Source organism: Streptomyces sp. NPDC050560, from assembly GCF_044457285.1.
GTDB lineage: Bacteria > Actinomycetota > Actinomycetes > Streptomycetales > Streptomycetaceae > Streptomyces.
The window spans coordinates 319848-339281 of sequence record NZ_JBITGT010000002.1; the positions used below are offsets into that span (position 1 = coordinate 319848).

Here is a 19434-nt window from a genome sequence, read left to right on the forward strand (position 1 = left end):
GTCCGTACAGGGTCCCCTCGGGACCCTGTCCAGAGAGTGCAATTGCACATATTAAATTGACTCGCCCCAGGAAGGGGGTATGTGGGGAGGTTCGGCGAAGATCTGAGGTGACACCAGTCACATGTCAAACTGCTTGCTATCGTGGTGACTTGGCGATATAGGGCGCGGTGTGTGACGTGTGCACTTCCAGCTTGGGCGACGGGGCGCCCGAGCGCAGCCCGGCGCGCCGGGCGAAGACCCGGTGTCGTGGGGGGTGCTGAAAACCGCGCGGCCGGTTTGGCGGTCAGACGGCGGCGGTGGCGTCGGCCTCGTCGCCGCTGTCGTGCGCGCCCTGGGGCTCCGGCGCGGTCAGCAGTCTCACGGTGGCGCTCACACGGGCCCCGAGGGGGGCCTGGGGGAAGGGGGCGGCCTCCATGGCGAGCCGCTGTATGCGGCGGCACACGGGGCAGTCGGAGGTCAGATGGCGGTAACTCGTGGCGGCTGCCAGATGGGCTCGCAGCAGAGCGCCGGTCTCGTGTTTCACGGATGCGGTCATGTGCCACCTCCCGGCGCCGCCGTGGACGGCGGCGGCCTCTCCTCTGGGTACCGGCCCGGCGGGGCGGCGTCAAGACGCGGTGCATAACCAAGCGCCGGAACGTATAGACACGTGGCGGGAGTTGAGGGAGCGGCATATGTCCGGTGGCGTGGCCCCCGCCATGGGCGCCCACGCCCGCCGTACGCCGGCGCGCACGACGGCCGACGGGGCGCCCTCGTACGGAGCCCGGCACGAAGAAGGCCCGCCATCCTCGGGGATGACGGGCCGTATGCGGTCCTGACGGGATTTGAACCCGCGGCCTCCACCTTGACAGGGTGGCGAGCACTCCAAACTGCTCCACAGGACCAGAAAACACGCGTGAGATGGGCTCTTCGCCGATGTCACGCGGCGAGTAGGACTGTACCTCAGCCGCGGACCACCGGTCGAACTCATCCTCCGTGACGGCCGCCTCACGCTCCGCGCGCGTTTCCTCGCGGCCCCCGGCACCCGCCCGACCGGCCCCCTTCGCGTCTTCGCGCCCCCGCGCCCCCGCGCCGACCGCAGCCGCGGACGGCGCCTACGGCACCTGGGCGTCGATGGCCTTCACGATCCGCTTGTCGGAGACCGGGTACGCGGTGCCGAGCGCGTGCGCGAAGTAGCTCACCCGCAGCTCCTCGATCATCCAGCGGATCTCCCGCACCTCCCGCGGCACCGGGCGCCCCCGCGGCAACTGCTCAAGCAGCCACGCGTACTCGTCGCGCATCTCGTGCACCTTCGCCATCCTGGCGCTGTCGCGCTGCGCGTTCGTCGGCATCTGGGTCAGCCTGCGGTCCGCCGCGACCAGGTAGCGCATCAGGTCGGGCAGCCTGGCGAGCCCCGCCGCGGTGACGAAGCCGGGGCCCACCAGCGCGTCGAGCTGCGCGCGCACGTCCGCGAGGTTCGCCAGCAGCGCCGGGCTGCGCGTCGACTTCAGCCGCCGCTCACAGGACTGCCAGGCGGCCAGCACCTGCTGCACCTGCCCCACCGCGCGCACCGTGGTGTCCACGATCTGCGCGCGCACCTTGTCGTACAGCTTGCGGTACGACTCCTCGTCCCAGGCCGGGCCGCCGAAGTCCCCGACCAGCTTGTCGGCGGCGGCCGTCGCGCAGTCGTCGAAGAGGGCGGCGACCGAGCCGTGCGGGTTCGCGGACAGCGCCAGCTTCTGCGCGTTGGTCAGCCGCTCCGCGGCGAACTTCGCGGCGTTCACCGGGATGTTCCGCAGCAGCAGCCGCCTGGTGCCGCGCCACATCGACTCCTGCTGCTCCGCCTCGGTGTCGAAGAGCCGTACCGACACGGTGTTCTTCTCCGGCCCCTCGTCGACCAGCGCCGGATACGCCTTCACGGGCTGGCCCGCGCGCCGGGTCTCGAAGACCCGGGGCAGCGCCCCCATGGTCCAGTCGGTCAGGCCCGCGCGCTCGATGCCCTCGCCGCCCGAGCGCTCCGCGGTCTCCGCCGCGGCCCGGGAGATGGCCTTGCGCGCGCGGGGGCGCAGCCGCTGCCGCAGCGCCTCCAGGTCCTTGTCCTCCGCGCCGCCCGGCACGCCGGTGAGCGCCCTGCGGTGCTCGTCCACCACGCGGAAGGTGACGCGCAGGTGGTCGGGCACCTTCGACCAGTCGAAGTCGTCCTGCTCCACCCGCACGCCCACCATCCGGTGCAGCTCCCTGGCGAGCGTCGCCGTCAGCGGCTCCCCCAGGGGCTCGGCGCGGGCCAGGAATGCGCGCGCGTAGTCCGGCGCGGGGACGTAGTGCCGGCGCACCGGCTTGGGCAGGGAGCGGATCAGCTCCGTCACCACCTGCTCGCGCAGGCCGGGGATCTGCCAGTCGAAGCCCTCCTCCGCGACCTGGTTGAGCACCTGGAGGGGGATGTGGACCGTGACGCCGTCCGCGTCCGTGCCCGGCTCGAACTGGTACGTGACGCGGAACCTGAGCCGGTCCTGGCGCCAGTGGTCGGGGTAGTCGTCCTTGGAGACGTCGCCCGCGCGTTCGTTGATGAGCATGGAGCGCTCGAAATCGAGCAGTTCCGGCTCCTCGTGGCGCTTGTGCTTCCACCAGGAGTCGAAGTGGGCGCCGGAGACGACATGTTCGGGCACGCGCTGGTCGTAGAAGTCGAACAGGGTCTCGTCGTCGACCAGGATGTCCCGGCGGCGCGCCCTGTGCTCCAGGTCGGCCACCTCGGACAGCAGCCTGCGGTTGTCGGCGAAGAACTTGTGGTGGGTGCGCCAGTCGCCCTCCACCAGGGCGTTCCTGATGAACAGCTCCCGGGAGACCTCCGCGTCGATCCGGCCGTAGTTCACCTTGCGCCGGGTCACGATCGGGACGCCGTACAGCGTCACCGTCTCGTACGCCACCACGGCCGCCTGGTCCTTCTCCCAGTGCGGCTCCGCGTACACGTGCTTCACCAGGTGCTGGGCCAGCGGCTCGATCCACTCGGGCTCGATGCGCGCGTTGACCCTGGCCCACAGCCGGGAGGTCTCCACAAGTTCGGCCGACATCACGTACCGCGGCGGCTTCTTGAAGAGGGCGGAGCCGGGGAAGACGGCGAAGCGGGCGCCGCGCGCGCCCACGTACTCGTTGACCCGGGAGGCCCTGCCGCCGTCCTTGGCCGCGGGCCTGGCCGCCCCCGCGGACTTCTCCTTGACATCCTTGAGGCCGATGTGCGACAGCAGGCCCGCGAGCAGCGAGAGATGGACCTGCCGGTCGGCGGCCTCCCGGCGCGCCTCGTCCGCGGCGCCCTCGGCGTCCCGCGCCCGCCCGGCGGCGTCGGCGTCGGCGTCCCGCGCGGACTCGATGCCCATCTGGCGCGTCACGGCGCGCAGTTGCGAGTAGATGTCCTGCCACTCGCGGATGCGCAGGAAGTTCAGGAACTCCGCCTTGCACATCCGCCGGAACGCCGAGGAGCCGCGGCTGCGCTGCTGCTCGCGCACGTGCCGCCACAGGTTCAGATACGCGAGGAAGTCGCTGGTCTCGTCCCTGAAGCGGGCGTGGAGCTGGTCGGCCTGCGCCTGCTTGTCGACGGGGCGCTCGCGCGGGTCCTGGATGGACAGCGCCGCGGCGATGACCATGACCTCGTGCACACAGCCGTTCTTCTCGGCCTCCACCACCATGCGGGCGAGCCTGGGGTCGACGGGGAGCTGCGCGAGCTTGCGGCCCATCGGGGTGAGCCGCTTGCGTACGTCCTGCTGGCTCGGGTCCAACGCGCCCAGCTCCTGGAGCAGTTGGACGCCGTCGCGGATGTTGCGGTGGTCGGGCGGGTCGATGAAGGGGAACTTCTCGATGTCGCCGAGCCGGGCCGCGGTCATCTGGAGGATGACGGACGCCAGGTTGGTACGGAGGATCTCCGCGTCGGTGAACTCGGGGCGGGAGAGGAAGTCGTCCTCCGAGTAGAGCCTGATGCAGACGCCGTCGCTGGTGCGGCCGCAGCGGCCCTTGCGCTGGTTGGCGCTCGCCTGGCTGACCGGCTCGATGGGCAGCCGCTGCACCTTGGTGCGGTGGCTGTAGCGGGAGATGCGCGCGGTGCCCGGGTCGATCACGTACTTGATGCCGGGGACGGTCAGCGAGGTCTCGGCGACGTTCGTCGCGAGCACCACGCGTCTGACCGCGTTCCCCGAGGGGCGCTGGAACACGCGGTGCTGCTCGGCGTGCGACAGGCGCGCGTACAGCGGCAGGATCTCAAGGAACCGGTACTTCCTGCGCTCCAGCGCCTCCGCGGTGTCGCGGATCTCCCGCTCGCCGGAGAGGAACACCAGGATGTCGCCGGGGCCCTCGCCCATCAGCTCCTCGACGGCCTCCGTGATCGCGGTGATCTGGTCGCGGTCGTCGCCCGCGTCGCCGCTCTCCCCGGCGTCTTCGAGAAGCGGGCGGTAGCGCACCTCCACCGGGTAGGTGCGCCCGCTGACCTCGACGATCGGGGCGTCCCCGAAGTGCCGTGAGAAGCGCTCGGGGTCGATGGTGGCCGAGGTGATGACGACCTTGAGGTCGGGGCGGCGGGGCAGGAGCTGGGCGAGGTAGCCGAGCAGGAAGTCGATGTTCAGGGACCGCTCGTGGGCCTCGTCGATGATGATCGTGTCGTAGGCGCGCAGGTCCCTGTCGGTCTGGATCTCGGCGAGGAGGATGCCGTCCGTCATCAGCTTGACGAACGTGGCGTCCTGGTCGACCTGGTCGGTGAAGCGGACCTTCCAGCCCACCGCCTCGCCGAGCGGGGTGCGCAGCTCCTCGGCGACGCGCTCAGCGACCGTGCGCGCGGCGATCCTGCGGGGCTGGGTGTGGCCGATCATGCCGCGCACCCCGCGGCCGAGCTCCAGGCAGATCTTGGGGATCTGGGTGGTCTTGCCCGAGCCGGTCTCGCCCGCCACGATCACCACCTGGTGGTCGCGCACGGCCGCCAGGATCTCGTCGCGCTTCTGGCTGACAGGCAGCTCCGCCGGATAGTCCACGGCGGGCACCCGCTCCGCCCGCGCCGCGAGCCTTTCCTCGGCCTTCGCGGCCTCGGCGGCGATCTCGGCGAGCACGGCGGCGCGGGCCTCCGGGCCCCGTATGCGGCGGGTGCCGTCGAGGCGGCGGCCGAGCCGGGTCGCGTCCCGCGCGGGCAGCGCGGCGATGCGCGCGGCGAGCGCGCGCACGTCGGGGTCGCGGTGGGCGGGAGGGGTCTGCGTAGACATACGGGACCCAGGATCTCACCTCGGGCGACGAACCGGCCAACGGGTTTCCGGCGGCTTCCCCTCGGGGGCGCACCGGTGGTAGGCGGGCGCGCGGTGGGCTCGTGCCGGGCGCGGCCCGTGTCAGGTGCCGCCCGAGGGGGCGGGGGTGCCGCCCGACTCGGCGGCGCCCGCCGCCGCCGACCGCTCGCGGCCGCCGGGGTGGCGGTGGCGCCAGATCCAGAACACCGCCGTCGACACCAGCGCCCACACCGCGAGCACCAGGAAGGGGAACACGTGCTGGTGGCCGCCGAAGTAGACGGCGGTGTGCTGGGCGTTCACCGACGCGCCGGGCGGCAGCCAGCGGCCGATCGTGCCCAGCAGCGACGGCAGCAGCGGCCAGGACACCGCGCCGCCCGACGACGGGTTGCCGAGGAGCACCATCAGGCCCCAGGTCGGCAGCATCGCCCAGCGCCCGAACAGGGTGCTGAACATGGTGGCGACCATGCCGCTCGTGAACATCGTCAGCAGCAGGATCGCCCACGACTCGGCGAACGGGAGCCTGAGCGCCCCCAGGCCCCAGTCGACCACCGCGGCGATGGTGAAGGCCCCGAGCGCCGAGTACGCCAGCGTGAACAGGACGCGCTCGACCGGCACCAGGGGCTTGGCGTGCGCCAGCAACTGCATCGCGCCCACGAAGCCGAGCACCACGGACGCCAGCGTGATGTAGAAGATCGCGAGCCCGCGCGGGTCGCCGGTCTGGAGCGGCTTCACGTCCCGCACCCGCACCGGGACCCCGGTCTCGGCGCCCACCTTGGGCGCGGCCTGCTGGAGCAGTTGCGCCACGGACTGCCCTGAGGCGCCCGACACGTCGAGGGTGACGTGGCCGCGGCCCCGCTCGACGGTGTTGTCGAGCACGGCGAAGATGCGCTGCTGCTCGATCGCCTCCAGGGCGGCGGCCCTGCTCTCGTACGGCCGCAGGCTCAGGCCCGCGTCGAGCGCCTGCTCCATCCCGGCGACGAACGCGCGCCCGCGCGCGGTGTCGGCCGCGCCGACGACACCGGTCGGGATGTGCCGGGGGGTCGGGTTCGCCATGTTGTACGTGTACGAGCCCGCGAACAGGCCGGCCGCCGCCGCGAGGATGAAGACCAGCACCGTGGGGGCGACGAACGGGGACTCCCGGAACCGGCGCCAGGGGCCGACGCGCTCCCGCGCGTGTGCGTGGGCGCCGGGCGGGGGCCCCGGCTCCCCCGCGTCCGGCCGCCGGGAATCATCGGACATATCGACACGTTAAGCGGCTGCGTGGGGGTGTGCTTGCGGTGCGCGCCCGCGCGCGTGAGGCCACGCCCGGCGGGGGCCCGATGCCGGTACGCGCGGGAGAGAGGGTGGTACGCGCGTACGGCCGATACGGGCGTCGTCGCAGCTCAGGGTGGTTCCGGGGATAAGGGCAACATAAAAGTTGAGTGTGCCCGACTCAGGTCTGTTGACTTGCGACGGCGCGTGGTGCATTGTTGAGCCAGTTCCACTCAAGTAGCTGGAGGATTGACATGGCACGTGCGGTCGGCATCGACCTGGGCACGACAAACTCCGTCGTCAGCGTTCTTGAAGGCGGCGAGCCCACCGTCATCACCAACGCAGAGGGCGCCAGGACCACGCCGTCCGTCGTCGCCTTCGCGAAGAACGGCGAAGTGCTCGTCGGCGAGGTAGCGAAGCGTCAGGCGGTCACGAACGTCGACAGGACCATCCGGTCGGTCAAGCGCCACATGGGCACCGACTGGAAGGTGGACATCGACGACAAGAATTTCAACCCGCAGCAGATCTCGGCGTTCATCCTCCAGAAGCTGAAGCGGGACGCGGAGTCGTACCTCGGCGAGAAGGTGACCGACGCGGTCATCACGGTCCCGGCGTACTTCAACGACTCCGAGCGGCAGGCCACCAAGGAGGCCGGCGAGATCGCGGGGCTCAACGTCCTGCGCATCGTCAACGAGCCCACCGCGGCCGCCCTCGCCTACGGGCTGGAGAAGGACGACCAGACGATCCTGGTCTTCGACCTCGGCGGCGGCACCTTCGACGTCTCGCTGCTGGAGATCGGCGACGGCGTCGTCGAGGTGAAGGCCACCAACGGCGACAACCACCTCGGTGGCGACGACTGGGACCAGCGCATCGTCGACTACCTGGTCAAGCAGTTCGCCAACGGCCACGGTGTGGACCTCGGCAAGGACAAGATGGCCCTCCAGCGCCTCCGTGAGGCGGCGGAGAAGGCCAAGATCGAGCTGTCCTCGTCCACCGAGACCAACATCAACCTGCCCTACATCACGGCGTCCGCCGAGGGCCCGCTGCACCTGGACGAGAAGCTCACCCGCGCCCAGTTCCAGCAGCTCACCTCCGACCTGCTGGAGCGCTGCAAGACCCCGTTCCACAACGTGATCAAGGACGCGGGCATCCAGCTCTCCGAGATCGACCACGTGGTCCTCGTCGGCGGCTCCACGCGTATGCCCGCCGTCGCCGAGCTGGTCAGGGAGCTGACCGGCGGCAAGGAGGCCAACAAGGGCGTCAACCCGGACGAGGTCGTCGCCATCGGCGCCTCGCTCCAGGCCGGTGTCCTCAAGGGCGAGGTCAAGGACGTCCTGCTGCTCGACGTCACCCCGCTGTCCCTCGGCATCGAGACCAAGGGCGGCATCATGACCAAGCTCATCGAGCGCAACACCACGATCCCCACCAAGCGCTCCGAGATCTTCACCACCGCCGAGGACAACCAGCCGTCGGTGCAGATCCAGGTCTACCAGGGCGAGCGCGAGATCGCGGCGTACAACAAGAAGCTCGGGATGTTCGAGCTGACGGGACTGCCCCCGGCCCCGCGCGGCGTGCCGCAGATCGAGGTCTCCTTCGACATCGACGCCAACGGCATCATGCATGTCACGGCGAAGGACCTCGGCACCGGCAAGGAGCAGAAGATGACCGTCACCGGCGGCTCCTCGCTGCCGAAGGACGAGGTCGACCGGATGCGCCAGGAGGCCGAGCAGTACGCGGAGGAGGACCACCGCCGCCGCGAGGCCGCCGAGACCCGCAACCAGGGCGAGCAGCTCGTCTACCAGACCGAGAAGTTCCTCAAGGACAACGAGGACAAGGTCCCCGGCGAGATCAAGACCGAGGTCGAGTCCGCGGTCGGCGAGCTGAAGGACAAGCTCAAGGGCGAGGACACCGCGGAGATCCGCACCGCCACCGAGCGGGTCGCGGCCGTCTCCCAGAAGCTCGGCCAGGCCATGTACGCGGACGCCCAGGGCCAGCAGGCCGCGGGTGACGCGCCCGGCGAGGGCGCCGAGCAGGGCGCCCGCCAGGACGGGGACGACGTCGTGGACGCCGAGATCGTCGACGACGAACGCAAGGACGGTGCCGCGTGACCGAGGAGACCCCGGGCTTCGACGAGCAGCACGAGCCCGCCGACATCTCCTCCGGCGCCACCCCCGACGACGCCGAGCCGAACGCCTCCGGGCCCTCCAAGGAGGGCGCGGGGGCCCAGGCCGGGGACAGCACGGTGGGCCTGACGGCCCAGCTCGACCAGGTGCGTACGGCGCTCGGCGAGCGCACGGCCGACCTCCAGCGGCTCCAGGCGGAGTACCAGAACTACCGCCGCCGGGTGGAGCGCGACCGTATCGCCGTCAAGGAGATCGCCATCGCGAACCTGCTCGGTGAGCTGCTTCCGGTCCTCGACGACATCGGGCGCGCCAGGGAGCACGGCGAGCTGGTCGGCGGCTTCAAGTCGGTCGCCGACTCGCTTGAGGCGGTGGCCGGGAAGATGGGCCTCCAGCAGTTCGGCGAGGAGGGCGAGCCCTTTGACCCGAAGATCCACGAGGCGCTGATGCACAGCTACGCGCCGGATGTCACCGAGACGACGTGCGTCGCGATTCTCCAGCCTGGGTATCGGTTCGGCGAGCGCACCATCCGCCCCGCGCGGGTGGCGGTGGCCGAGCCGCAGCCCGGCGCCAACGCCGCGAAGCCCGCCAAGGGCGACACGGACGGCGAGGGGCCCGACGACGCCGCCGACGCGGGACCCGACACGGACGGGACCAGCGGTGGCCCGGACGAGGGCTGACGCGGGCGCGCAGGAACGGGTGGCACACGAGCGGAAGGAGGGGCGTCGGGAGTGAGCACCAAGGACTTCATCGAGAAGGACTACTACAAGGTTCTCGGCGTCCCGAAGGACGCCACCGAGGCCGAGATCAAGAAGGCGTACCGGAAGCTCGCCCGCGAGTACCACCCGGACGCCAACAAGGGCAATGCCAGGGCCGAGGACCGCTTCAAGGAGATCTCCGAGGCCAATGACGTCCTCGGCGACCCCAAGAAGCGCAAGGAGTACGACGAGGCCCGCTCCCTGTTCGGGAACGGCGGCTTCCGCCCCGGCCCCGGCGGCGGGGGCGGCCAGCCCTTCAACTTCGACCTCGGCGACCTCTTCGGCGGCACCCCGGGCGGCGGCGGAGGCGGCGGCACCGGTGCCGGCGGCTTCGGCGGGGGCCTCGGCGACGTCTTCGGCGGCCTCTTCAACCGCGGCGGCGCGGGTCCCGGCACCAGGACCCAGCCGCGGCGCGGCCAGGACGTCGAGTCGGAGGTCACCCTCAGCTTCACCGAGGCCGTCGACGGCGCCACGGTGCCGCTGCGGATGTCCAGCCAGCAGCCCTGCAAGGCGTGCTCGGGCACCGGCGACAAGAACGGCACACCGCGCGTGTGCCCGACCTGCGTCGGCACCGGGCAGGTCTCGCGCGGCGGGGGCGGCGGCTTCTCGCTCACCGACCCGTGCGTGGACTGCAAGGGCCGCGGCCTCATCGCCGAGGACCCCTGCGACGTCTGCAAGGGCTCCGGCCGCGCCAAGTCGTCGCGGACCATGCAGGTGCGCATCCCCGCCGGGGTCTCCGACGGGCAGCGCATCAGGCTGCGCGGCAAGGGCAGCCCCGGCGAGCGCGGCGGCCCCGCGGGCGACCTGTACGTCGTCGTGCACGTGGACGCGCACCCCGTCTTCGGCCGCCGCGGCGACAATCTGACCGTCACCGTGCCCGTCACCTTCGCGGAGGCGGCGCTCGGCGGCGAGGTGAAGGTGCCCACGCTCGGCGGGCCCCCGGTCACCCTGAAGCTGCCCGAGGGCACCCCCAACGGACGCACCATGCGCGCCCGCGGCAAGGGCGCCACCCGCAAGGACGGCACCCGGGGCGATCTGCTGGTCACCGTGGAGGTCGTGGTGCCGAAGGATCTGTCAGGCAAGGCCCGCGACGCGCTGGAGGCGTACCGCGAGGCCACCGCGGGCGCCGATCCGCGGGCTGAGCTGTTCCAGGCAGCGAAGGGAGCATGACGCTATGGACGGCCGTCGTCGAAACCCGTACGAGCTGACCGAGGAGACGCCGGTGTACGTCATCTCGGTGGCCGCCCAGTTGAGCGGGCTGCACCCGCAGACGCTGCGGCAGTACGACCGCCTCGGTCTGGTGTCGCCCGACCGCACGGCGGGACGCGGCCGTCGCTACTCGGCCCGCGACATCCAACTGCTCCGCCAGGTGCAGCAGTTGTCGCAGGACGAGGGCATCAACCTGGCGGGTATCAAGCGCATCATCGAACTGGAGAACCAGGTGGCCGCGCTCCAGGCGCGCGTCGCCGAACTCCAGTCCGCGGTGGACGGCGCGGCGGCGGCCATGCAACAGCGCGAGGCCGCGGTGCACGCCTCGTACCGGCGGGACCTGGTGCCGTACCAGGAGGTGCAGCACACCAGCGCCCTGGTGGTGTGGCGCCCGCCGAACCGCCCCTCGGCGGGCTGAGCAGGCCGGAGAGCGCACGTGGGGAGGGCCCCGCCCTCCCCGCCACGGCCCCCCGGTCAGGGCTGCTGGAGGATGCCCGACTCGCCGATGAGGTAGCCGAGTTGGGCGCGGTTCTCGCTGCCCAGGGTGGTGGCGAGCTTCGCGATGTGCACCCGTACCGTGCGCACGTTCATGCCCAGACGGGCCGCGATCTTCTCGTCGGTGAGGCCGTCGATGAGCAGACGGGCGATGGCGCGCTGGCGCGTCGTCACCCCGTTCACCGACGGCTGCTCGACCGGGCGCGGCCACATCGGGGTCGCCATGTGCCACAGCCGGTCGAAGGTGGTCACAAGGAACTGCACCAGGCCCGGATGGCGGAGTTCGAGCGCCGCCGTCCTGTCGCTGTTCGCGGGGATGAAGGCGACCGAACGATCGAAGACGATCAGACGGTCGGTGACCTCGTGCAGGGTCCGCACCTGGACGTCGCCACGCAACTGCTCGTAGTGCGCGAGCACCGCCGACGAGTAGCGCGACGTGTGCTGGTACAGGGTGCGCATGCTGGCGCCCCGGTCGAGCACCTCCTGCTCGTGCGGCAGCGCCTCGCTCAGCCCCGCGGGGTCGCGCCGCCCGCCGGGCTGCACGGTCAGGATCTCCCGGGAGGCGTGGGCCGCCGCCCGCCAGAGGGCGGCGTTGATCCGGTCGTGGTCCCTGAGCACGGTGATCGCGCTCTGCGCCGCCGACGACGCGCTCTGCGCCTCAAGGGCCATCAGCGGTTCGAAGAGCGCCGCCACCTCCACCTCCCTGCGCCGCTCGCGCGCGATGCCGTCCTCGATGAAGCGCAGCACCTCGGGCAGCAGCACCGCGGGCGAGACCGGGCGCAGCCACGCCGCGTCGTCCGGGTCGGTGCGCCACGCCCCCACCCTGCCGAGGCACGACGCCTCGCCCGCCGCCGAGCGGGAGAGCCGGCCGTCCTGTAAGGCGCGCGCGTACAGGGCGAGGCAGGCCGCGCAGATGGCGGTGTCCCCGGCCCCGTCGCCGTGCTGGTGTGCGGGTTCGTGTCCGGGGTCCGCGGGGGGAGTGAGCAGGTCGCGTGGCGGCGCCGCCGGGTCAGTAGTCACGCTGTGGCTCCCGTCGAGGTCCTGGCTCCAGGATTCCCGATCGTGCGATGAGATAGCCCAGTTGGGCCCGGCTGCCGCTGCCCAGGGTGGCGGCGAGCTTGGCGATGTGCGCCCGGCAGGTCCGTACGTTCATACCGAGCCGCCGGGCGATCGCCTCGTCCACGTGGCCCTCCACGAGCAGCTTGGCTATGGAGCGCTGCACCCCGGTGATGCCGTCAGGGGCGGGGCTGTACGGGGCGGCCTCCTCGGTCAGGGGGGTGGCCCGCTGCCAGAACTGCTCGAAGACCGAGGCCAGGTACTCGACGAGACCGGGGTGCCGTAGCTCCAGGGCGACCTGGCGGTCACGGCGGGCGGGGATCACCGCCATGGTCCGATCAAAAATCAGCATGCGGTCGGTCAGTTCTTCGAGTGTTCTCACTTCCGCGTGATTGGGATCGATCTGCTCCAGATACGCGAAGATCCCGGGACCGTACCGCACCGTGTGCTGGTAGAGCGTACGCATCCGGACACCCCGGTCCAGCAGCCCTTGCACCCTGGTGAGCGACTGTGACAGCGCGTCGTAGTCCCGTACGCCGCCCGGCTGGATGCACAGCACCTCCTCGGTGCTCTGCGCGGTGGCGGCGTCCAGAGCGGTGTTGATGCTCTGGAAGCCCTCCAGGATGGTGATCGCGTGGGTGGTGGCCGGGGTCTGGGCGCTGAGCACCATGAATGGCTCAAAGGTGTCGGTGAGTTCCACCGTCAGCCGCCGTCGGTCCTGGATCTCGCGTTCTATGGGGTGCAGACGCTGGGAGAGGGCGGCGGTCGGCGGTACCGGGCGGAGCGAGTTCGGGTCGTCCGGATCGGGATGCAAAAGTGCGAACTCGATCAGACACGGTGCTGATTCGACCTCTGAACGAGCGATGCGGCCCGCGGTCAGTGCATGTGCGTACAGGCGCACGCCCTCATCGCATAGCTCGACAAGAGAGTGCGGATGTGTCGGCCTTGTGTCGATTTTGGACATATATCCACCCCTCAGGGTCCTGTACGTGCAAGAACATGATGCATCGGCCCTGTGGCTTCGACGTGCCCGAATGAGACATCGTCTTAGGGACGCGGGGGAGAGGACTCATCAGGTGAGGACAAGGCCGACCATGTCTAAGAAATTGCTTCGCTCGGTGCTTGCTGGTGGTTTTGCAGTCGCTGTCTTTGCTGCTGTGGCCCCGGGTGAAATCTCATGGACCAGTCACCCGTCGACGGTCGCGGGTGAGATCTCCTGGACGTCCGCTCCGTCCGACGTCTCCGCCACGACCACCAAGGAGATCTCCTGGACCGTCCTGCCCGCGGCCCACAAGGACGGCGAGATCTCCTGGACGGTCGCCCCGTCCGGTGCGGCGATCGCGAACGCATGAGCACGCCGCCCGACGACCGTTCCTTCCGGCGCGAGATGGCCACCGCCTACCGCTCCGGATGGCACTTCATCGACCTCGTGACGGCGATCCCCCACGCCGGCGACTCGCTGACGGTCACCCTCTTCGGTGAACCGGTCGTCATTGCACGCGACGGCGACGACGACATCCGCGCCTACCGGTGTCTGCGTCGCCCCCGCGGAGCACCGCGGCCGGTCAGGTGCGCCGTCCGATACGGGATGATCTTCGTCAACCTGGACCAGCGGGACCACCGGATGGTGGAGCCCGAGGTGCCGGGAGCCCCCCAAGCCATCTCCGCCACCCCCCGCAGTGCCTGACGCGATTCCCCCGTCGCAGTAGATCGCGCAGGTACTTCCCCCCCGCAGCGGCGTCACCGTGGACCTGAGACACGGTGGCGCCGCTGCCGCTTTCACCGCCGCCGTTGCCATCGCGGCCCCCGCCCCCGTCTCCGCCGGGCCGCGCGGTGGCGCGTCCCCGGGGCTCGCTGCCCCCGGGGTCGGGGGTCGGAGGGCTGCTGCGGTCCGTGGCGGGCTCCAGTGCGGGGTCCTTCCGCGCCGTGCGCGGGGTGCTGGCTTCGGGGTGTCGGGCGGCGGAGCGGGCGCCCCGGGGCCGCCGCCCCGGAGTGCCACCGGGGCTGGGGGCGGAGGGGCTTCGCGGTCGGAAACGTTTGCGGGACGGCGGGGGCCGGGGGGCTCGTACCCTCGGTACCGTCATATCCCGGCTGCACCGGTTCTGGCCGGTACCGCCGGTTCGCCCTGACGATCCCTCAGTGCCCGCCCGCCATCCGCTCGTCCCTGCTCTACATGGGCGGGCGCAAATGCTCAAGTGGTCTACGGATGTCACTAGTTCCCGGCGGAGCCAAGTATTCCGAACGCGCGGTGTGCGATTCTGACAGGTTGCGTACGCCCGCTCACACCCTGTGGAGCGCGGTGCGCGTCGGCGGCTCAGCGGGTGCCGAGCGCCGCGGTGACCGCGATCTCGATCAGCACGCGCCGGGCGTTGGGGCGCGGCGGGCGCCCGTAGCGCTCCTCGTACCGGCGTTCGCCGTCCGCGATCAACTCGGGCTCGGTGCGGATGGTGGCGTAGCCCTCCAGCGTGGCCCAGCGGCGGCCCTCGAACTGGCAGACCGCGACCCTGGCCCGCTCGCCCGCGCCGGTGGCCGCCAGCACGTGCCGCACCTTGGCGCTCGTCCCCGAGGCGATCACCCGCGCGGTGGCCTGCGCGGGGTCGTACGTCGCGCCGACCGGCACCACGTGCGGGCTGCCGTCGGCGCGCAGCGTGGTCAGGGTGCAGAGCCTGCGCTCCCGCCAGAACTCCCGGTAGGCGGGGTCGGGGTCGCGCGGATTGTGCAGGTACTTGGGCATGCGCCGAACCTACCGACGTCCCGGTTTCGCCCGACGGGCGCCCCTGGGGCCGACGGCCGCCCGCCGCCCGGCACCGGCCACCGCCGCCCGCCGTGCCGCTTTGGTCCCGTAAGCGCGGAAAGTCCCCGGACGGAGTGGCCGAGTCGGCCCCGCTCCCGGACTTGAGTGGAATACACTCAACTTTGTGCACGTTGTATGAGTCAGTATTGAGGACGGAGAACGGACGCATGCCGCCCCGGGGCGGCGCACCCCGGAGCGCGGGGACCAGGGAGAGAAGGGACCGGGAGGAGAACCGTGGACGCCGAGCTGACCAACAGGAGCCGGGACGCCATCAACGCGGCGACCGAACGCGCGGTCGCGGAGGGCAATCCCGACCTCACGACGGCGCATCTGCTGCTGGCGCTGCTTGAGGGCCAGGACAACGAGAACATCATGGACCTGCTGGCGGACGTCGGCGCCGACGAGAGCGCGCTGCGCGCCGACGTGGAGAAGACCGTCGCCGCGCTGCCCAGCGTCACCGGGTCCACCGTCGCACCGCCGCAGCCCGACCGCGAGATGCTGTCCGTGGTGGCCGACGCCGCGGCCCGCGCCAAGGACCTCGGCGACGCGTACCTGTCCACGGAACACCTGCTCATCGGGGCCGCCGCCAAGGGGGGCAGGACCGCCGAGCTGCTGACGCGGCACGGCGCCACAGCGAAGAGGCTGCTGGAGTCATTCCAGCGGATCAGGGGAGGACGCCGGGTGACAACCGCCGACCCGGAGGGACAGTACAAAGCGCTGGAGAAGTTCGGCACGGACTTCACGGCCGCCGCCCGCGAGGGCAAGCTCGACCCGGTCATCGGCCGGGACCAGGAGATCAGGCGCGTGGTGCAGGTCCTCTCGCGCCGTACGAAGAACAACCCGGTGCTCATCGGCGAGCCCGGCGTCGGCAAGACCGCCGTCGTCGAGGGCCTGGCGCAGCGCATCGTCAAGGGCGACGTGCCCGAGTCCCTGAAGGACAAGCGCCTGGTCTCCCTCGACCTGGGCGCGATGGTGGCAGGTGCCAAGTACCGCGGCGAGTTCGAGGAGCGCCTGAAGACGGTGCTCGCCGAGATCAAGGACAGCGAAGGCCAGGTCATCACCTTCATCGACGAGCTGCACACGGTCGTCGGCGCGGGCGCCGGCGGCGACTCCTCGATGGACGCGGGCAACATGCTCAAGCCCATGCTCGCCCGCGGCGAGCTGCGCATGGTCGGCGCCACCACCTTGGACGAGTACCGCGAGCGCATCGAGAAGGACGCCGCCCTGGAGCGCCGCTTCCAGCAGGTGCTGGTCGCCGAGCCCACGGTGGAGGACACCATCGCGATCCTGCGCGGCCTCAAGGGGCGCTACGAGGCGCACCACAAGGTGCAGATCGCGGACGGCGCGCTGGTGGCCGCCGCCACCCTCTCCGACCGCTACATCACCTCCCGCTTCCTGCCCGACAAGGCCATCGACCTCGTCGACGAGTCCGCGTCCCGGCTGCGCATGGAGATCGACTCGTCCCCTGTGGAGATCGACGAGCTCCAGCGCGCCGTCGACCGGCTGCGCATGGAGGAGCTGGCGATCGGCAAGGACACCGACTCCGCGAGCCGCGAGCGCCTTGAGCGGCTGCGCCGCGACCTCGCCGACAAGGAGGAGGAGCTGCGGGGCCTGACCGCGCGCTGGGAGAAGGAGAAGAAGTCGCTCAACGAGGTCGGCGAGCTGAAGGAGAAGCTGGACGAGCTGCGCGGCCGCGCCGAGCGCGCCCAGCGCGACGGCGACTTCGACACCGCGTCCAAGCTGCTCTACGGCGAGCTGCCCGGGCTCGAACGCGACCTGGAGGAGGCGTCGAGGGCCGAGGAGGAGGCCGCGCGCGACACCATGGTCAAGGAGGAGGTCGGCCCCGACGACATCGCGGACGTGGTCGGCTCCTGGACCGGCATCCCCGCGGGGCGGCTGCTGGAGGGCGAGACGCAGAAGCTGCTGCGGATGGAGGACGAGATCGGCCGCAGGCTGATCGGCCAGACGGAGGCCGTGCGCGCGGTCTCCGACGCCGTGCGCCGCACCAGGGCGGGGATCGCCGACCCCGACCGCCCCACCGGCTCCTTCCTCTTCCTCGGCCCGACCGGCGTCGGCAAGACGGAGCTGGCGAAGGCGCTCGCCGACTTCCTCTTCGACGACGAGCGGGCGATGGTCCGCATCGACATGAGCGAGTACAGCGAGAAGCACAGCGTCGCCAGGCTGGTCGGCGCGCCCCCCGGCTACGTCGGCTACGAGGAGGGCGGCCAGCTCACCGAGGCGGTGCGCAGGCGCCCGTACTCGGTGATCCTGCTCGACGAGGTGGAGAAGGCGCACGCCGAGGTCTTCGACATCCTGCTCCAGGTGCTCGACGACGGCCGCCTCACCGACGGCCAGGGCCGCACGGTGGACTTCCGCAACACCATCCTGGTGCTCACCTCCAACCTCGGCAGCCAGTTCCTGGTGGACCCGCTGAGCACCGAGGAGGAGAAGCGGGAGCAGGTCCTCGAAGTGGTACGGGCGTCCTTCAAGCCGGAGTTCCTGAACCGCCTCGACGACCTGGTGGTGTTCTCGGCGCTCAGCAAGGACGAGCTGAGCCGTATCGCGCGGCTCCAGATCGACCGGCTGTCCGAGCGGCTCGCCGAGCGGCGCCTGAAGCTGGAGATCAGCGACGGGGCGCTGGCCTGGCTCGCCGACGAGGGCAACGACCCGGCGTACGGGGCGCGCCCGCTGCGCCGCCTGGTGCAGACCGCCATCGGCGACCGGCTCGCCAAGGAGATCCTGTCGGGCGAGGTCAGGGACGGCGACACGGTACGCGTCGACACCTTCGGCGACGGCCTGCTCGTGGGCCCCGCGGGGGGCCGCGACGAGGGGCCGGGCGAAGGCGCAGGGGGAGGCCCCGGCGAAGGCCCTGGGGAAGGCGGGGACGGCACCGGCGCCGCCGGGGGCCCGAGCCTGGAGAAGACCTCCTGAGGCGGAAACGCGCCACGATGGGCAAACCATGGCGGGCGGGGGTTGCGGCCCCCCGCCCGCCATGGTGGAGGATGGCGGAATCCGTACGAAGGGAAATACACGGTGAGCATCGACCCGTCCTCGATTCCTAGCTTCGGGGGCAAGCCAGAGCCCGAGCCCCAGGGCCCTGTGGGCCCCGTCATCCCCGACCAGGACCTCGTGAAGCAGCTCCTCGACCAGATGGAGCTGAAGTACGTCGTCGACGACGAGGGTGACATCGCGGCGCCGTGGGAGAAGTTCCGTACGTACTTCATGTTCCGCGGCGAGAACGACCAGCAGGTCTTCTCGGTCCGTACGTTCTACGACCGGCCGCACAAGATCGAGGACAAGGCGCAGCTCCTTGAGGCGGTCGACGACTGGAACCGCCGCACCCTGTGGCCGAAGGTGTACAGCCACACCCACGACGACGGCACCGTCCGCTTCATCGGCGAGGCCCAGATGCTGGTGGGCACCGGGGTCGCCCTTGAGCACTTCGTGTCGTCCACGGTGAGCTGGGTGCGCGCGGCGATCGAGTTCGACCGCTGGCTGGTGGAGCAGTTCGGCCTCGACAAGGACCTCGACGACGCGTCGTCCGACGAGGAGAAGCCCGACGGGGACGCCTGAGGCACCCCCGCCACCACGCAGGCCCGGCCCGCACCCCCGTAGGAGGGGTGGGCGCCGGGCTTCGCCGTGTCGTGGGCGCGCGGCGCGGCGTCGCGCGCCCCCGCCGCTGCCGCGTGCGCCCCGGCCGCCGTACGAGGACCCTGCCGGGGCGGTGGTACGGGCGGCCCCGTGGGGGCAGAATCCCGGCTCATGGCGATTGACTACCGTAAGAGACCCATACCGGAAAAGGCCGCGGCGGCGGCCATCGGCGCCGAGCAGGTCGAGCGGCGCGCCCCCGGCCTCGTCAGCCTCTACAAGACGGCCGCGGTCTCCCTCACCAAGCACGCGGTGGCGGGCGAGCGCGCGGCGGTCTACCTCGTGCTCGACCGCTCGGGCAGCATGCGGCGCTACTACCGCGACGGCACGGTGCAGCGGCTCGCCGAGCAGACCCTCGCGCTCGCGGCCAACCTCGACGACGACGGCGTGGTGCCGGTCGTCTTCTTCTCCACGGACGTGGACGGTGTCGCCGACATCGGGCTCGACGACTACCAGGGCCGCGTCGGCCCGCTGCACGACTCCCTGGGGCACATGGGCCGCACCAACTACCACCTGGCGATGGAGGCGGTCATCGCGCACTACCAGAAGTCGGGCGCGAAGGACCCGGCGTTCGTGGTCTTCCAGACCGACGGGGCGCCCACCTCGAAGGCGGCGGCCGAGCGGGTGCTGTGCGAGGCGGCGCGGCTGCCGCTGTTCTGGCAGTTCGTCGGCTTCGGCGACGACGAGTTCCGCTTCCTGCGGCGGCTCGACGAGCTTCCGGTGCCGGGGCGCCGCGTCGTGGACAACGCGGGCTTCTTCGCGGCGGGCGTCGAGCCCGGCGCGCACTCCGACGCCGCCCTCTACGACCGGCTGCTCGGCGAGTACCCGCAGTGGCTCGCGGCGGCACGCGCGGCGGGCATCGTCCGCGCCTGAGG

General features: G+C 71.3%; 14 protein-coding genes, 1 tRNA gene and 1 pseudogene. 9 read left to right on the plus strand and 7 right to left on the minus strand.

Annotation, left to right across the window (positions count from 1 at the left end; translation table 11 throughout):
* Positions 1-283: 283 nt before the first annotated feature.
* The 4 genes from ACIBIW_RS06140 to ACIBIW_RS06155 form a co-directional block, all read right to left on the minus strand.
* Positions 284-535: a DUF6274 family protein gene (locus ACIBIW_RS06140; protein WP_399332455.1), complete on the minus strand. Its 252-nt coding sequence runs from the start codon at positions 533-535 to the stop codon at positions 284-286.
* Between the two features lie 271 nt (positions 536-806).
* Positions 807-881 (minus strand) — tRNA-Asp (locus ACIBIW_RS06145).
* A 210-nt stretch (positions 882-1091) separates the two neighbouring features.
* Positions 1092-5210, minus strand: coding sequence for an ATP-dependent RNA helicase HrpA (hrpA, locus tag ACIBIW_RS06150; RefSeq protein WP_399332457.1), 4119 nt, complete (start codon positions 5208-5210; stop codon positions 1092-1094).
* A gap of 120 nt (positions 5211-5330) precedes the next feature.
* The gene (locus ACIBIW_RS06155; RefSeq protein ID WP_399332459.1) at positions 5331-6467 is read right to left on the minus strand and encodes an ABC transporter permease; all 1137 of its coding nucleotides are present in this window, start codon (positions 6465-6467) and stop codon (positions 5331-5333) included.
* Positions 6468-6733: 266 nt separating this feature from the next.
* Between ACIBIW_RS06155 and dnaK the strand changes: the two genes are divergently transcribed.
* From dnaK to ACIBIW_RS06175, 4 genes are read left to right on the plus strand one after another with little or no spacing between them, the layout of a single operon-like run.
* The gene (gene dnaK, locus ACIBIW_RS06160) at positions 6734-8587 is read left to right on the plus strand and encodes a molecular chaperone DnaK (RefSeq protein WP_399332461.1); all 1854 of its coding nucleotides are present in this window, start codon (positions 6734-6736) and stop codon (positions 8585-8587) included.
* Positions 8584-9279, plus strand: coding sequence for a nucleotide exchange factor GrpE (gene grpE / locus ACIBIW_RS06165; RefSeq protein ID WP_399332464.1), 696 nt, complete (start codon positions 8584-8586; stop codon positions 9277-9279). The genes dnaK and grpE overlap by 4 nt, the downstream gene beginning before the upstream one ends.
* Positions 9280-9330: 51 nt before the next feature.
* Positions 9331-10527, plus strand: coding sequence for a molecular chaperone DnaJ (dnaJ, locus tag ACIBIW_RS06170; RefSeq protein WP_399332466.1), 1197 nt, complete (start codon positions 9331-9333; stop codon positions 10525-10527).
* Positions 10528-10531: 4 nt separating this feature from the next.
* A complete protein-coding gene (locus ACIBIW_RS06175; protein ID WP_399332468.1) occupies positions 10532-10984 on the plus strand; it encodes a heat shock protein transcriptional repressor HspR in 453 nt (150 codons plus the stop codon).
* Between the two features lie 56 nt (positions 10985-11040).
* Here the strand turns inward: ACIBIW_RS06175 and ACIBIW_RS06180 are convergent, their stop codons facing one another.
* A complete protein-coding gene (locus tag ACIBIW_RS06180) occupies positions 11041-12081 on the minus strand; it encodes a LuxR C-terminal-related transcriptional regulator (protein ID WP_399332470.1) in 1041 nt (346 codons plus the stop codon).
* Positions 12071-13081 carry a helix-turn-helix transcriptional regulator gene (locus tag ACIBIW_RS06185; RefSeq protein WP_399332472.1) on the minus strand — a complete coding sequence of 337 codons (1011 nt, stop codon included), beginning with the start codon at positions 13079-13081 and terminating at the stop codon, positions 12071-12073. Before ACIBIW_RS06185 ends, ACIBIW_RS06180 begins: the two co-directional genes overlap by 11 nt.
* Positions 13082-13274: 193 nt before the next feature.
* Between ACIBIW_RS06185 and ACIBIW_RS06190 the strand changes: the two genes are divergently transcribed.
* Positions 13275-13469: a hypothetical protein gene (locus ACIBIW_RS06190; protein ID WP_399332473.1), complete on the plus strand. Its 195-nt coding sequence runs from the start codon at positions 13275-13277 to the stop codon at positions 13467-13469.
* A complete protein-coding gene (locus ACIBIW_RS06195; RefSeq protein WP_399332475.1) occupies positions 13466-13804 on the plus strand; it encodes a hypothetical protein in 339 nt (112 codons plus the stop codon). The genes ACIBIW_RS06190 and ACIBIW_RS06195 overlap by 4 nt, the downstream gene beginning before the upstream one ends.
* Before the next feature lie 627 nt (positions 13805-14431).
* Here the strand turns inward: ACIBIW_RS06195 and ACIBIW_RS06200 are convergent.
* Positions 14432-14851, minus strand: coding sequence for a pyridoxamine 5'-phosphate oxidase family protein (locus ACIBIW_RS06200; protein WP_399332477.1), 420 nt, complete (start codon positions 14849-14851; stop codon positions 14432-14434).
* Between the two features lie 294 nt (positions 14852-15145).
* On the opposite strand from ACIBIW_RS06200, the pseudogene clpB reads away from it, so the two are divergent.
* The 3 genes and pseudogenes from clpB to ACIBIW_RS06215 form a co-directional block, all read left to right on the plus strand.
* A pseudogene (gene clpB / locus ACIBIW_RS06205) lies at positions 15146-17734 on the plus strand (ATP-dependent chaperone ClpB); the annotation flags it as partial.
* Positions 17735-17944: 210 nt separating this feature from the next.
* Positions 17945-18484, plus strand: a complete 540-nt coding sequence (locus tag ACIBIW_RS06210; protein WP_399332479.1) for a YbjN domain-containing protein — start codon at positions 17945-17947, stop codon at positions 18482-18484.
* A 189-nt stretch (positions 18485-18673) separates the two neighbouring features.
* The gene (locus tag ACIBIW_RS06215; protein ID WP_399332481.1) at positions 18674-19432 is read left to right on the plus strand and encodes a vWA domain-containing protein; all 759 of its coding nucleotides are present in this window, start codon (positions 18674-18676) and stop codon (positions 19430-19432) included.
* Positions 19433-19434: the final 2 nt, after the last annotated feature.